At 32.2% G+C, this 14,057-nt stretch carries 14 protein-coding genes; 13 read left to right on the forward strand and 1 reads right to left on the reverse strand.

Translation table 11 applies throughout. The features are described 5' to 3' along the window. Nucleotides 1–14 precede the first annotated feature (14 nt). The 7 genes from N5B56_RS08625 to N5B56_RS08655 all read left to right on the forward strand — a co-directional run bounded on the left by N5B56_RS08625 (nt 15) and on the right by N5B56_RS08655 (nt 7,345). Entirely contained in the window at nt 15–1,379 is a 1,365-nt protein-coding gene (locus N5B56_RS08625; protein ID WP_260978752.1) for a hypothetical protein, read from the forward strand. A gap of 12 nt (nt 1,380–1,391) precedes the next feature. Then, complete coding sequence (locus N5B56_RS08630) at nt 1,392–1,715, forward strand: hypothetical protein (RefSeq protein ID WP_022089823.1); 324 nt, start codon at nt 1,392–1,394, stop codon at nt 1,713–1,715. Between the two features lie 19 nt (nt 1,716–1,734). Next, the gene (locus tag N5B56_RS08635) at nt 1,735–2,730 is read left to right on the forward strand and encodes a DUF2953 domain-containing protein (protein ID WP_260978753.1); all 996 of its coding nucleotides are present in this window, start codon (nt 1,735–1,737) and stop codon (nt 2,728–2,730) included. Between the two features lie 14 nt (nt 2,731–2,744). Further along, a complete protein-coding gene (locus N5B56_RS08640; protein ID WP_022089825.1) occupies nt 2,745–3,095 on the forward strand; it encodes a GerW family sporulation protein in 351 nt (116 codons plus the stop codon). Nucleotides 3,096–3,382: 287 nt separating this feature from the next. Next, the gene (gene metF, locus N5B56_RS08645) at nt 3,383–4,258 is read left to right on the forward strand and encodes a methylenetetrahydrofolate reductase [NAD(P)H] (RefSeq protein ID WP_117909540.1); all 876 of its coding nucleotides are present in this window, start codon (nt 3,383–3,385) and stop codon (nt 4,256–4,258) included. A gap of 8 nt (nt 4,259–4,266) precedes the next feature. Beyond that, a complete protein-coding gene (locus N5B56_RS08650; protein ID WP_260978754.1) occupies nt 4,267–4,944 on the forward strand; it encodes a vitamin B12 dependent-methionine synthase activation domain-containing protein in 678 nt (225 codons plus the stop codon). Beyond that, nucleotides 4,934–7,345 carry a homocysteine S-methyltransferase family protein gene (locus N5B56_RS08655; RefSeq protein ID WP_260978755.1) on the forward strand — a complete coding sequence of 804 codons (2,412 nt, stop codon included), beginning with the start codon at nt 4,934–4,936 and terminating at the stop codon, nt 7,343–7,345. Before N5B56_RS08650 ends, N5B56_RS08655 begins: the two co-directional genes overlap by 11 nt. Before the next feature lie 159 nt (nt 7,346–7,504). Here N5B56_RS08655 and rpmB read toward each other — a convergent pair whose 3' ends face one another. After that, nucleotides 7,505–7,690 carry a 50S ribosomal protein L28 gene (rpmB, locus tag N5B56_RS08660; RefSeq protein WP_022089829.1) on the reverse strand — a complete coding sequence of 62 codons (186 nt, stop codon included), beginning with the start codon at nt 7,688–7,690 and terminating at the stop codon, nt 7,505–7,507. 383 nt (nt 7,691–8,073) lie between these two features. Here rpmB and N5B56_RS08665 point away from each other — a divergent pair, with 383 nt between their 5' ends. The 6 genes from N5B56_RS08665 (at nt 8,074) to N5B56_RS08690 (ending at nt 14,006) form a co-directional block, all read left to right on the forward strand. Beyond that, nucleotides 8,074–8,433: an Asp23/Gls24 family envelope stress response protein gene (locus tag N5B56_RS08665; RefSeq protein WP_022089830.1), complete on the forward strand. Its 360-nt coding sequence runs from the start codon at nt 8,074–8,076 to the stop codon at nt 8,431–8,433. 22 nt (nt 8,434–8,455) lie between these two features. After that, nucleotides 8,456–10,117: a DAK2 domain-containing protein gene (locus N5B56_RS08670; RefSeq protein ID WP_336306544.1), complete on the forward strand. Its 1,662-nt coding sequence runs from the start codon at nt 8,456–8,458 to the stop codon at nt 10,115–10,117. Between the two features lie 16 nt (nt 10,118–10,133). After that, nucleotides 10,134–10,640 carry a DUF6106 family protein gene (locus tag N5B56_RS08675; protein WP_022089832.1) on the forward strand — a complete coding sequence of 169 codons (507 nt, stop codon included), beginning with the start codon at nt 10,134–10,136 and terminating at the stop codon, nt 10,638–10,640. Nucleotides 10,641–10,757: 117 nt separating this feature from the next. After that, complete coding sequence (gene guaB, locus N5B56_RS08680) at nt 10,758–12,212, forward strand: IMP dehydrogenase (RefSeq protein ID WP_022089833.1); 1,455 nt, start codon at nt 10,758–10,760, stop codon at nt 12,210–12,212. A 264-nt stretch (nt 12,213–12,476) separates the two neighbouring features. Continuing rightward, nucleotides 12,477–13,556 (forward strand): trigger factor, encoded by a 1,080-nt coding sequence (locus N5B56_RS08685; RefSeq protein ID WP_117909533.1) that lies wholly within the window; start codon nt 12,477–12,479, stop codon nt 13,554–13,556. A gap of 153 nt (nt 13,557–13,709) precedes the next feature. Beyond that, a complete protein-coding gene (locus N5B56_RS08690) occupies nt 13,710–14,006 on the forward strand; it encodes a CAP domain-containing protein (RefSeq protein ID WP_118565417.1) in 297 nt (98 codons plus the stop codon). Nucleotides 14,007–14,057 lie beyond the last annotated feature (51 nt).

Consider the following 14,057-nt stretch of genomic DNA (forward strand, 5'->3'; position numbering starts at 1 on the left):
TCATGGAGGAAAATATGAGACAGATAATTAATGAGATTTCTAAGGGTAAAAATATAGATGATAATCTAAAAAAATATGCAGATGGATTTAGTAAAATAAATAATAAATTTGCATATATCAGACTTGCGCTTAACTACTATACTTTTTTGCAGATGCAGCAGGATGAAAATGATGTAATAAGTTCTGATATTGTCTTAGAATTAAATAAGATGAATGAAGTTATTGCAGACATGAGTGAAGAAGATATAAGTGTAGTTGAGGATATGCGTAATAACATCATTAGAAAAATGCAGGCCTTAACATATTATGTAGATAAGTATAATGTATACGAATTTGCGTACAACAGAGTTGAATATAAATATCACGATTATGATATGCCGGCAAATTATAGTGATGAAGAATTTACAAGAAAAATAATGAAGTATATATTCGATGATGAAGACACAACTATAATTAACAGTAAAATATGTGAAATTATAGGTCAGCTTCCAATCAGAATGACTAAATCAAAGTTTTTTGAATATGTAAATTCGGGATTAGATGTATATAATCAGGGCGAAAAGAGTAGTTTAGATGATTTTGTTTATAGAATAAGAACAAGTGCTATTTTACAAGAAAAGGAAGATTATAAACTTTTATATCCGGAAATTCATGATACATTTGAAGAATTAGATAAATATGATTTGAAGAATATAACAGAAGATGAAGTTAATGAATTTTCTGAAAAATTATCAGAGTTAACAGCTTATATTGATGATAATGTGTCTGCAAATATGATGATGCAGGAATTGATTAATGATGTTTTGCTTGTGCTATATACATCAGAGAGTCAGGAAAATGATGACATTACAGCAATATGTAGCGAAGTTGTCAGTGAAACTAATTTGATGTTTACAGGAAAATTTGCTCATAAGACAAACGAAGAATTAGAGGCGATGTTTGTCAAATTAGAAGGTAAACAGGAAGAACTTTATCACAATATAATGAATTACGATATTGTTGACCAGATATTAGATAAGAATAAAGATGACATTATCAGAAATAATCTTGAAAAAACATATGAAAAGGTATCAAGACTTCCTCTGTTAAATTCAGACAGTTTATTTGTGGAATTTGACAAAAAACAGGATAAGGATAAGGTAAATGAAGAATATTTAGAAAAGGTAAAGGAAAATCTGTACAAAGAATTTATCGACAAATTCGCTAATAGTCAGAGACTGATAAAGAAGTCAATAATGTCTGCAACATTGAGTGAATTACCTGTATTTTTCAACAATATAAGTGAATTACAGGATTTCGTATACAATTGTTTAAAGGGATGTACTGATATGGCAGAAAAAAAAGGATGCTTAGAAATTATTTCATCGATGATTGTATAAATGGAGGTGCATATGAAATGGTGCGATGATTTGTATATAGGACATGAAGCAATGGACGATAAGGATAATATTGTCTCTAAAATAAAAGAAGGAAAAATGCAGTTTAATATTTATGTATTGGCTGCACCCTTCAATGATACGGATGTCCTTGACATTTATCCGTCATATGTGCTCTTACAAAAGAGATATCTTAATTCGGAACTTATGATTTATGGTATAGCTAAAGGCAAGGAAGAAGCTTATGATATGACCCAGTTGATTATTATGGATTGTTTCCGCGCAACCGGACAATTTAAACTAAAGGAATATATGGAAAATAATCATAGTTTCACTTGATTGCAGCAGAAGGAGTAAAATGTTACATATTTTATTAATTTTATTAAAAATAATAGGAATTATTCTGCTGGCAAGTCTTGCTTTAGTTGCGCTGTTGTTTATTTTACCGGCATCATATAAGATTGAAGGAATAAAAAATAAAGAACAAAGTTATTTAACAATTCATGGTGGATGGCTTTTTCATCTTCTTCATTTTAATATGGAATACAGTGAAGAACTGAAGTATTCATTGAGAATTTTTGGATTAAAAATTTTTAGTGATGATACTGATGAAAATGAATATGATTCTTATGAAACATTTGAAAATGACAAAAAATATGAAAAACGTGGCAGTACAGAAGATAATGATAAAAATATGAATTCTGTAGAGAGTGACGATTTCATAAAAGCCGGACAAGAATTTAAGGGTGATAATATTGAGGGAAAAGCTTTGGCAAACAGTCAGAAAAATTTAGATAAAGAAAGTGTAGATGAACGTCGGTCTTATATTAACAAAGAAGAATCATCAACCGATGAAGAGAATAGTGATTTAGACTATAAAGTAAAGCAGTTAATAGAGTTTATTAAAAATATATGGTTTAAATGTAGAAAACTATTTGGTAAAATAAAGCATAAGGTTCGAAGCACAAAACACAAATTTAAAAATAATCAAAAAAAATTTAAATATTTAATAGAGTATTTAAAGAGTGAAGAAGTAAAAACTGCATATAACTATATTAAAAGTAAGACAAAGCAGATTGTAAAGTTACTGAAACCTAAAAAAATAAGAGGAAAACTTGAGTTTGGATTTGACAGCCCGGACAAGACGGGAAAGATGCTTGGAGTTATTGCAGTTGTATGTACTGCGTTAAAGCTTAATATGGATAATTTTCAAATAGAACCTGATTTTGAAAACAAGAAATTTAACGGAATAATCAAGGCGTGGGGACATTTTTCTATAGGAGTTGTAGGTGTTTATATTTTACAGATTTATATGAAAGATGAAGTGCATGCCGTTATTGATAAGTTTAGTTGACAGGAGGTATTTATATGTCAGAAGATAGAAAAGCCACAGATGATTTACTAAGAGCAATGGAAAAATTTATTACTACAAAATCTGTTGTAGGTGAAGCAATAACTGTTGGAGATACAATTATTCTTCCTATGGCTGATGTTTCTTTTGGAATGGGTGTTGGTACTTTTTCAAAAGATACAAGTGCAGGTGGAGGAGTTGGTGGAAAGATAACACCAAGTGCCGTATTGGTTATAAAAGATGGTTCTTCAAAACTTATCAGTATAAATGACCAGGATGGGTTCTCGAGAATCATTGATATGGTTCCTGATATTGTTAATAAATTTACAAGTAAAAATGATGATGCAGATACATTTGATGAAGAGTAAATGAAAATTAAGAATTATTACAATTGATTTTTAGAAATAAATTAATAAAAATGGCTTGTTTATAGGTTATTTTTATTAATTTTTTTCATATAATATCTATATAAAAACACTAGGAATTAAAATGGGAAAAGTTTGTGGATTTGCTTTATTTTGGGTCGCGCTTGGAATGACTATAGCGTTAATAATAAGTAGCACTTTTTTAGTGGTATGCTTAATAATTATGTGCCTGATTTTAGGGTATAATCTTTTTTGCTCATGCAAATAAAATACAGAAAGGTAAATGAACAATGAACATAGCAGATTTATTTGAAGAAGGAAAAACAATATTTTCTTTTGAGGTATTTCCACCAAAGAAAGAAAGTGGAATAGAAACGGTATATGACACAATAGAAAAACTTACGGATTTGAAACCTGATTTTATTAGTGTTACTTATGGAGCAGGTGGAAGTGGAGTGACAAATCCTATAACAAAGGATATTTGCTCAAAAATTAAGAATGAATATAAATTAGAAACAATAGCTCATTTGTCATGCATTAATAACACAAAGGATGAAATAGATAAGATTCTTGAAGAATTAAAAAAAGAGGGAATAGACAATATTTTAGCCTTAAGAGGTGACAGAGTTGAAGGCTTAGAACCTAAAAAAGATTTTACATATGCATCAGATTTAACAAAATATATTATGGACAAGGGTGGATTCCATGTTTCAGGAGCATGTTATCCTGAAGTACATATGGAAGCAAAAGATGCAGTTGATGATATAAAGAACTTAAAGAAAAAAGTGGATGCAGGAGCAGACCATTTGATTTCACAGTTGTTTTTTGATAATAGAGTATTCTACGATTTTCTGGAAAGAGCTAGAATTGCAGATATTAATGTACCGATTGAAGCCGGAATTATGCCTGTAACAAGTAAGAGCCAGATTGAAAGAATGGTTACAATGTGTGGAGCAAGTATTCCTGCATCATTATCAAGAATAATGCAGAGATATGAATCAAATCCGGAAGCTTTAAGAGATGCAGGAATTGCATATGCGATTAATCAGATTATTGATTTGGCAGCTAATGGAGTTGATGGTGTACATATTTATACAATGAACAATCCTTATGTAGCAAGAAAAATTACAGAAGGAGTTGAAAGTGTGGTTAAGCACAACAGATAAGGAATAAAATGAGAGATAAAGACATAATACTTGACTATGTAAATGTAAATGAAGCTTTAAGATATTTAGGATATGGGGATAATAAACCTGACAATAATACAAAAAAAATATTGGATATATGTAGTGAAGAATTGCTAAAGGTTATACAGCCTAAATATGTTTATAGAGTATTTGATTTAAATGAAGATTATTCTATAGATGGTGTGGATTTTGAATTAAAAGGAGAGGCAATAAAAAATCATCTTAAAGGATGTGAAAAAATTGCCATGATGTGTGTTACTTTATCTTCAGGAGTAGACTCTTTGATTAGAAGAAAGCAGATAGGAGATATGGCACAGGCGGCTATAATAGATAGCATGGCTTCAGCTGCAGTGGAACAGGTATGTGACAAGGTTGAAGAAATTATAAAAAAAGAATTTCCTCATTATGAATATACATGGAGATTTGGTGTTGGATATGATGATTTTCCGTTAGAATTGCAACAACAGTTTTTAAATGTTGTAAATGCATCAAAACAGATAGGCGTATGTGTTAATGATAGTTTTATGCTAACACCTACAAAATCAGTTACATGTATAATTGGTATGGGACATAATCTTAATACATCAAGCAAGAAGAGTTGCGATAATTGCAGCTTTAGAGAAAAATGCCAATATAGGAAGGCGGGAAAGAACTGTGGACGTTAAAGAATTATTGAAAAAAGGATATATTGTTTTAGACGGAGCTATGGGAACCATGCTTCAGAAAAAAGGAATGAAGATGGGAGTGGTTCCTGAAACTTTGGGAATTACCAAACCTGATTGGATTATTGATATTCATAAACAATATATTGAAGCCGGTTCGGATATTGTTTATGCAAATACATTTGGCGCAAACAGATATAAGTTAAAGGGTACAGGATATTCAACAGAAGAAATAATAAAAAAGGCAATTGAAAACGGTAGAAAAGCATGTGAAGGAAGCGAAAGTTATGTCGCTATTGACATAGGACCTATAGGACAACTTCTTGAACCGACAGGAAGTTTAAGCTTTGAAGAAGCATATGATATTTTTAAAGAAGAAATTCTTGCCGGAAAAGATGCAGATGTAATTGTAATTGAAACAATGACGGATTTGTTAGAAACAAAAGCAGCAGTATTGGCAGCTAAAGAAAATTCAAACTTACCGGTGTTTGTTACAATGACATTTGAAGAAAATAAGAGAACATTTACAGGATGTTCAGTCTCAGCAATGGTACTTACAATTGTGGGACTTGGGGTTGATGCAATTGGTGTAAATTGCTCTCTTGGACCTGACCAGTTAGCACCAATAGTAGAAGAAATAGGAAAATGGTCAGATATTCCGGTAATTGTAAAGGCTAATGCAGGTTTGCCTGACCCTGTTACAAATGAATATGATGTAACACCTGAGCAGTTTGTTGAAGATTATAAACAGATGTTAAAATATGGTGCAAGAATATTTGGTGGATGTTGTGGTACAAATCCTGAGTATATTCGTGCTGTTAAAGCAATGCTTGTAGAAGCACAGAAGAATAATGAATTTGAATCAAACAGACAGGAAAGACAACTTGCAATATGTTCTCCTATTAATACTGTAGTAGTTAATCAGCCAAGAATTATCGGTGAAAGAATCAATCCTACAGGTAAAAAGCGTTTTAAACAGGCGTTAGTTGAAAAAGATATGAACTATATTTTAGGACAGGCAACTGAACAGATAGAAGCCGGAGCTGAAATATTAGATGTAAATGTTGGTCATCCTGAAATCGATGAAAAAGAAATGATGATTAAGACTGTAAAAGAACTTCAAAGCATTGTTTCAGTTCCACTTCAGATCGATTCAACAAAACCGGAAGTTATTGAGGCGGCTTTGCGTGTTTATAATGGTAAGGCAATTGTAAACTCGGTAAATGGCGAAGATAAGGTGTTAGACACGATTCTACCTATAGTTAAGAAGTACGGTGCTGCAGTTATCGGACTTGCATTGGATGAAAATGGCATCCCTGCTGATTATAAAGGACGAGTAGAGATAGCAAAGAAAATTTTAAATAAAGCATTAAGTTATGGAATACCAAAAGAAGACGTCATTATAGACTGTTTGGTTTTAACTGTTTCAGCAGAACAGAAAGCTGCAGGAGAAACTTTAAAGGCATTAAATATTGTTAAAAATGAATTAGGATTAAGAACTGTTTTGGGTGTATCGAACATTTCATTTGGTTTACCAAACAGAGAATTAGTAAATAAGACATTTTTGACAATGGCACTTACAAATGGACTTGATTTGCCTATTATGAATCCGAATGTTCCGTCAATGGTATGGGCTGTAAGAACTTATAAGGTGCTTGCAGATATTGATAAAAATTCAATGGAATTTATTTCCCATGCGGATGAATATACAGAGGTAGTTGGAAACAGTAAAACAAAAGAAGGCGCAGTTCCAGCTGATAATGGTGATGCAAATGACGGTAAGAACAGTAAATTGCTAAAGGCAATGGAACAGGGACTTAAAAATGAAGGTGCAGAACTGACAAGAGCTTATCTTGAAAATAAAGACGCCATGGAAATAATAAATGATATGCTTATTCCGGCGTTAGATGTTGTTGGTGATAAATTTGAGAAAGGAAAAATATTCCTTCCACAGCTAATTATGGCAGCTGATGTTGCAAAAGTATGTTTTGATGAAGTTAAGAATTATATGTCAGCTAAAGGTGGTCAGTCAGAACAAAAAGGTAAGATTGTAATAGCTACTGTAAAAGGTGATATTCATGATATCGGAAAAAATATTGTGAAAGTAATTCTTGAAAACTATGGTTATAATGTAATTGACCTTGGAAGAGACGTGGACCCTATGAAGGTAGTAGAAGCTGTAAAGGAAAATGATGTAAAACTCGTAGGTTTATCAGCACTTATGACTACGACATTAGGTTCAATGGAAGATACTATTAATCTTTTGAAGGAAAATAATCTTGATTGCAAAATAATGGTCGGTGGAGCTGTGCTTACTGAAGATTATGCAATGAAAATCGGAGCTGATTATTATGCAAAGGATGCAAAGCGAAGTGCAGATATTGCTAAAGAAGTTTTAGGATAAAAAAGATATATTGCGGTGGTGTTGTGCTAAGGCCGGACCACCGTTTTGTTTTGAATCAATGTCTCAAATCGCTGTTGTGATATGTTCTGTGTTAGAAAAATAAATTTTGAGTAAAAAAATTAAAAATAAAAAAGAACCAACTGCGTTGGTTCTTTTTTATTAAGCACGTTCAACCTTACCTGATCTTAAGCAAGAAGTACAAACGTACATTTTCTTTGCGCCTCCGTTAACTTTAACTTTAACAGATTTGATATTTGATTTCCACATTTTATTTGAACGTCTATGAGAATGGCTCACAGCGTTACCAAAATGAGCACCCTTATCGCAAATTTCACATTTAGCCATAATAGCACCTCCTTACACAAAACAATTAGGTCAAATTAACGTAATTGACCTGACACAAAGAGCATTCTAACAGAAAATATTGCAATTTGCAACAGTTTTTTGTATAAATATAAAAATAAATCCAACAAATTACCTATTTAAATAAGAAACAGTTCAGCCAAAAGCTCGAATCCGCAGATAAATCTGCTACTTCTCGCTTATTTGGCTCACCAAATGCCACCATACCATTAGGCCCAATAGCCTGCGAGCAGTCTTTGAACCTAATGGTATAGTGGCGCTTGGCTGAACTGTTGATAAAATCTGCTTTTATTTTTTTAGAAAAGAATGTATAATATAGTAAGCTATGTATAAAAATGATTTTGAGATATACAGGAGGTATATATATGAAAGGAAAGATGAATACTGATTTAGGTCAGGTTTTAATTAGCCCTGAAGTAATCGCTAAATATGCCGGAACAACAGCATGTGAATGTTTTGGTATTGTTGGTATGGCAATGGTAAGTGTAAAAGACGGTCTTGTTAAATTATTAAAGAGAGACAGCTTATCAAAAGGAATAAATGTTACAATTGATGAAAATAATGAGATTTCAATAGAATTCCATGTTATTATCGCTTATGGTGTTAATATTTCTACAATAGCTGAGAATATTATTTCTAGTGTTAAGTATAAAGTAGAAGCTTATACAGGAATGACAGTTAAGAAAATTAATATATATGTTGAAGGAGTTAGAGTAATAGACTAACTAATTACTCAAGGAGGAAATTATTTTGGTTAATAAGATTGATGCTAGTATGTTTCAAAAAATGTTCTTAGCAGGAGCAAAAAATCTTGAAGCAAAGAAAGAATGGATTAATGAATTAAATGTATTCCCTGTACCGGATGGAGATACAGGTACAAATATGACATTAACAATTATGTCAGCAGCTAAAGAAGTAGGCGGAATTGAAAATCCTGATATGAAAGTAATTGCTAAAGCAATATCATCAGGTTCCTTAAGAGGAGCCAGAGGTAATTCAGGTGTTATCCTTTCCCAGTTATTCAGAGGATTCACAAAGGAAATTAAGACATGTGAAGAAATTGATGCAATGGTTTTAGCAAAAGCCTGCAATAGAGCGGTTGAAACAGCATACAAAGCAGTTATGAAACCTAAAGAAGGTACAATCCTTACAGTTGCAAAAGGAATGGCAGATAAAGCAGCACAAGTAGCTGAAACAGAAGAAGATTTAACAGTAATGATTGATGAAATCATTAAACATGGTGATGATGTACTTAATCAGACACCTGAAATGCTTCCTGTTTTAAAACAGGCCGGAGTTGTTGATTCAGGTGGACAGGGATTAATGCAGGTTGTAAAGGGTGCTTACGATGCATTCCTTGGAAAAGAAATAGACCTTACAATAGAAGATGCAGCTAAACCGGTTGACAAGTCTAAATTAGAAGTTACAGATAATTTTGATATTAAATATGGATACTGCACTGAATTTATTATTAATTTAGATAAAGAAATGCCTATTGAAACAGAAAAAGAATTTAAAGCATATCTTGAATCTATAGGTGATTCTATTGTAGTTGTTGCTGATGATGAAGTAGTAAAGGTTCATGTTCATACTAATGATCCGGGACTTGCTATTCAGAAAGCTCTTACATTTGGATCTCTTTCAAAGATGAAGATTGATAATATGAGAGAAGAGCATCAGGAAAGATTAATTAAAGATGCTGAGAAAGTAGCAGCTCAACAGGAAGAAGAAAAAAAGAATGAGCCAAGAAAAGACTATGGATTTGTAGCAATTTCTGTAGGTGAAGGCTTAGATGAAATATTTAAGGGATTAGGAGTTGACTATATTATTTCAGGTGGTCAGACAATGAATCCAAGCACAGAAGATATTTTAGAGGCAGTTGATAAGATAAATGCCGATACAATATTTGTTCTTCCTAATAACAAGAATATTATTCTTGCAGCACAGCAGGCTGAAAGTTTAGTTGAAGATAAAAAGCTTGTTGTAATTCCATCAAAGACAGTTCCTCAGGGAATTGCAGCTATGATTGGATTTGTACAAGAATCTTCAGTAGAAGAAAACAAGGAATCAATGATTGAAAACATGTCATATATAAAGACAGGACAGTCAACTTACGCAGTAAGAGACACAGTTATTGATGATAAGGAAATTCATGAAGGAAATATTATGGGTATAGGTGATGACGGAATCCTTTCAGTAGGTGAAGATATTGCTGATACAACAGTTGATATGATTCGTGAAATGGTTGATGAAGAATCAGAAATTGTCAGCCTTTACTATGGTAGCGATGTGACAGAAGACGATGCAAATGAATTAGCAAAAAAAGTTGAAAAAGCACTTCCGGACGTAGAAGTAGAAGTTTATCCGGGTGGACAGCCAATTTACTATTATATAGCATCAGTGGAATAGGCTTGGAGGAATACGTATGGAAGAAACATTTGTAGAATATATTGTTAAAACAAAAACATCACTTTCAGCAATTGGAATTAGAATAGGATGCATATTTATTGTTATATGTTGCTTTTTACTTACAGCAGTTCTTGGAATTTTAGGTGTAACATTAGGTGTACTGGCCATTTATCTCACATATATGGCTTTTCAGATGACAAGTGTAGAATATGAATATTCAATACTTAACAGTGAAATTTCTGTTGATAAAATAATGGGACAGAGAAAAAGAAAAAAAGTTGCTGAATTTGATATGAAAAATGCAGAAATAATGGCAGATGCAGACAGTGAAGAAATTCTTCGCCGTGTTAATAATGAAATGAAGGTTCTTGATTATTCATCAAGAGAAGCCGGAAAATTAAAATATGCTGTTATTTTCAACGAAGCAAATGGGATTACGGAAATGATTTTTGAACCAAATGAAAAAATGGTTGAAGCATTACACAAAATAAGACCAAGCATAGTTAGAATTGCAAACAGATAGTTAAATATTTACATTCCTTTATGGAAAGTAATTTATTGACAATAAAAAGAAATTTTGTTAGTGTTAGTTCTAATAACTAAAAACAAAAAAGATAAAGAGAAAGAGAGGAATATTCCAATGGGAAAAATTATTGGTGAAGGAATTACTTTTGATGACGTTTTGTTAGTACCACAGTACTCACAGGTTACACCTAATATGGTTGACTTAACAACACACTTAACAAAGTCTATCAAGTTAAACATTCCAATGATGAGTGCCGGAATGGACACAGTAACAGAACACAGAATGGCTATCGCCATGGCAAGACAGGGTGGTATAGGTATTATCCACAAAAATATGTCAATCCAGGAACAGGCGGACGAAGTAGACAAAGTAAAACGTTCTGAAAACGGTGTTATTACAGATCCTTTCTATTTAACTCCAGAACATACATTAAAAGATGCTAACGATTTAATGGCAAAATTCAGAATTTCAGGTGTTCCTATTGTTGTAGGAAAGAAATTAGTTGGTATTATTACTAACCGTGATTTGAAATTTGAAACAGATGGTTCTAAGTTGATTAAAGATTCAATGACATCTGAAGGATTGATTACAGCTAAAGAGGGAATTACACTTGAAGAAGCTAAAGCAATTTTAGCTAAGGCAAGAAAAGAAAAACTTCCAATCGTAGATGACGATTTCAATTTAAAGGGATTAATTACAATAAAGGATATTGAAAAACAGATTAAATACCCATTATCAGCAAAGGATGAACAGGGAAGACTTCTTTGTGGTGCTGCAGTTGGTATTACAACAAATGTACTTGAAAGAGTAGATGCTTTAGTAAAGGCTAAAGTTGACGTTATTGTAATTGATTCAGCTCATGGTCATTCACAGAACATTTTTAATACTTTAAAATTAATTAAAGATAAATATCCTGATTTACAGGTAATAGCAGGTAATGTTGCAACAGGAGCTGCTACAAAGGATTTAATCGAAGCAGGAGCAGATGCAGTAAAGGTCGGTATTGGACCTGGATCAATTTGTACAACAAGAGTTGTTGCAGGTATTGGTGTACCACAGATTACAGCTATTATGGATTGTTACGAAGTAGCTAAAGAATATGGAGTACCTATTATTGCAGATGGTGGAATCAAGTTTTCAGGTGACATTGTAAAAGCAATCGCTGCAGGTGGAAATGTTTGTATGATGGGTTCAATGTTTGCAGGTTGTGATGAAGCACCTGGTACATTTGAATTATTCCAGGGAAGAAAATACAAAGTATACAGAGGTATGGGTTCAATTGCTGCTATGGAAAATGGTAGTAAAGACAGATACTTCCAGACAGATGCTAAGAAACTTGTTCCAGAAGGTGTTGAAGGACGTGTTGCTTACAGAGGAACATTGGAAGATACAGTATTCCAGTTAATGGGTGGTCTTAGATCAGGTATGGGATATTGTGGAGCTAAGGACATTGAAACATTAAAAGAAACAGGACAGTTTGTTAAAATTTCAGCAGCTTCATTAAAGGAAAGTCATCCACATGACATCCATATCACAAAAGAAGCTCCAAACTATAGTACAGAAGTTTAATATTTACTTAATATAGTTTGAAATAATTGTGAATTATAAAATTTTACTATGTAAAATCATAATAATATGTTAAAATTAAAAGGACTTTTGCGGAATGTAGAAGTCCTTTTATATTATGCAGAGGTGTCATTATACTTAATTTTTGTTTAGAAAATGATAAAGGTGTAAATGAGTTGAAAAATAACGGTTACTAAATGAAGCAGTTTAGTGATTGCTTATAAAATTGACACGTGTATAAAATTTGAATTATATGAGGAGAAAGTAATGAAAGTATTAAAGAAGATTTGGGTTCCGGTCTTAATTGCGATTATATTAATTGCATTTGGTGGGGCAGTATATTATCAAAAGGCAGTAGTTCCTAAAAAGGAAATTGATAAAAAAGCAGGAATTACATCCGGTAAATTAGATGATTATATTACATTAGGAGAATATAAAGGTTTATCATGTGAAGTTACACAAGATGATATCGATGAATCAATAAAAGAAGAAACACAGACATATACAGAAGTTGACAGAGAAGCAAAAGAAGGCGATTGCGTTGAAATTACATATACAGGTTATGTAGACGGAGAAAAGGACAAGAATATCAGCCAGAGTAATTGTGAATTATATGTTGGACAGGAAGAAAGCCTTTATGCAGAATTTACAAATGCAGTTGTTGGACATAAGGCAGGAGATAAAGTAGAATATCAGGCAAAAGATACAGATGACATAAATTATGTTGCGGAAAAAGATTCTGATTACACGGGCAAAAACGTTAAGTTTACGCTTAAACTTGTATCTGTAAGCGAAGAAGAAACAGAAGATGTAACAGATAAATGGGTAAAGGATAATTATAATGAAGATTATGGAATCTCAACAGTAAAAGAATTCTATAAATGGAATGAGGATTATGTTCTTGAAAACAAAAAGAGTGATTTATGGCAGAGTGCAGTTGATAATGCGACAATGAATGGATATCCTCAGGAAATGTATGATAGTGTAAAAGAAGAATTTGATTCGGATGCAGCATATTATGCAGACTCTTATGGAATTACAGTTGATGAATATTTGTATGATTTCTCAGGATATACAGAAGAAAGCTTACAGGAAGAATATTTAAATGAAGTAAAATCTAATCTTGTAATGTGGAAAATTGTTGAAAAAGAAAATTTGACAGCTTCATCATCTGAAATCGAAGATAAATACGAAGAATTATATGCTGATTGCGGATATGATAATGTTGAAGAGATGAAGAAAGATTATACTGATAAAGAAATTGAAGAAGCAGTGTTACTTGATAAAGCTATGGATGTTGTGTACGATAATGCAAATATAACAAAATCTTATAGCTTGCCAAAATAAAAATAAAACTGTAATAAGTTTACAAGTTTTATTATTGAAATACAGGAAAGTTGTTAAATAAAATTGATTTATAAGTCAGTAATGAAAAAATAAATAAGACAATAAAGATAGATAGAACAGATAATATGAACGATGTAATTTTGCAAGTGTTATTTGTTCTATTTTTTGTCTAGAGTAAGAACAACTGAATGCGATGAATTATTCAGTTACACAAGACCTGATGGAACATCCTACTTTACAGCGTTTAAACAGGCAGGAATTGATGATTGGACAAGAAGAGCAGAGAATTTGGCAGAGGATTATGATACTCCTGCAGAAGTAGTGAATGCGTGGATGAAATCTCCTACGCATAAGGCAAATATTATGAATGGAGAATTTGAGTATATAGGAATTGGATGTGTTAAAGTTGGGGAACATATATATTGGACACAGGAATTCTTAACAAGATAATGAAGAACAGAAAATATACGGCGTTTTATAAAAAATAAATACAAAATAAAT

It is taken from the genome of Eubacterium album (assembly GCF_025336545.1).
GTDB lineage: Bacteria > Bacillota > Clostridia > Lachnospirales > Lachnospiraceae > Eubacterium_U > Eubacterium_U album.

What these genes read in the sequence shown, in the direction of transcription:
- N5B56_RS08635 (WP_260978753.1), top strand. Translation starts at nt 1,735, where the DNA reads ATGTTACATATTTTATTAATTTTATTAAAAATAATAGGAATTATTCTG.
- N5B56_RS08650 (WP_260978754.1), top strand. Translation starts at nt 4,267, where the DNA reads ATGAGAGATAAAGACATAATACTTGACTATGTAAATGTAAATGAAGCT.
- guaB (WP_022089833.1), top strand. Translation starts at nt 10,758, where the DNA reads ATGGGAAAAATTATTGGTGAAGGAATTACTTTTGATGACGTTTTGTTA.
- N5B56_RS08640 (WP_022089825.1), top strand. Translation starts at nt 2,745, where the DNA reads ATGTCAGAAGATAGAAAAGCCACAGATGATTTACTAAGAGCAATGGAA.
- N5B56_RS08685 (WP_117909533.1), top strand. Translation starts at nt 12,477, where the DNA reads ATGAAAGTATTAAAGAAGATTTGGGTTCCGGTCTTAATTGCGATTATA.
- metF (WP_117909540.1), top strand. Translation starts at nt 3,383, where the DNA reads ATGAACATAGCAGATTTATTTGAAGAAGGAAAAACAATATTTTCTTTT.
- rpmB (WP_022089829.1), bottom strand. Translation starts at nt 7,690, where the DNA reads ATGGCTAAATGTGAAATTTGCGATAAGGGTGCTCATTTTGGTAACGCT.
- N5B56_RS08665 (WP_022089830.1), top strand. Translation starts at nt 8,074, where the DNA reads ATGAAAGGAAAGATGAATACTGATTTAGGTCAGGTTTTAATTAGCCCT.
- N5B56_RS08625 (WP_260978752.1), top strand. Translation starts at nt 15, where the DNA reads ATGAGACAGATAATTAATGAGATTTCTAAGGGTAAAAATATAGATGAT.
- N5B56_RS08630 (WP_022089823.1), top strand. Translation starts at nt 1,392, where the DNA reads ATGAAATGGTGCGATGATTTGTATATAGGACATGAAGCAATGGACGAT.
- N5B56_RS08675 (WP_022089832.1), top strand. Translation starts at nt 10,134, where the DNA reads ATGGAAGAAACATTTGTAGAATATATTGTTAAAACAAAAACATCACTT.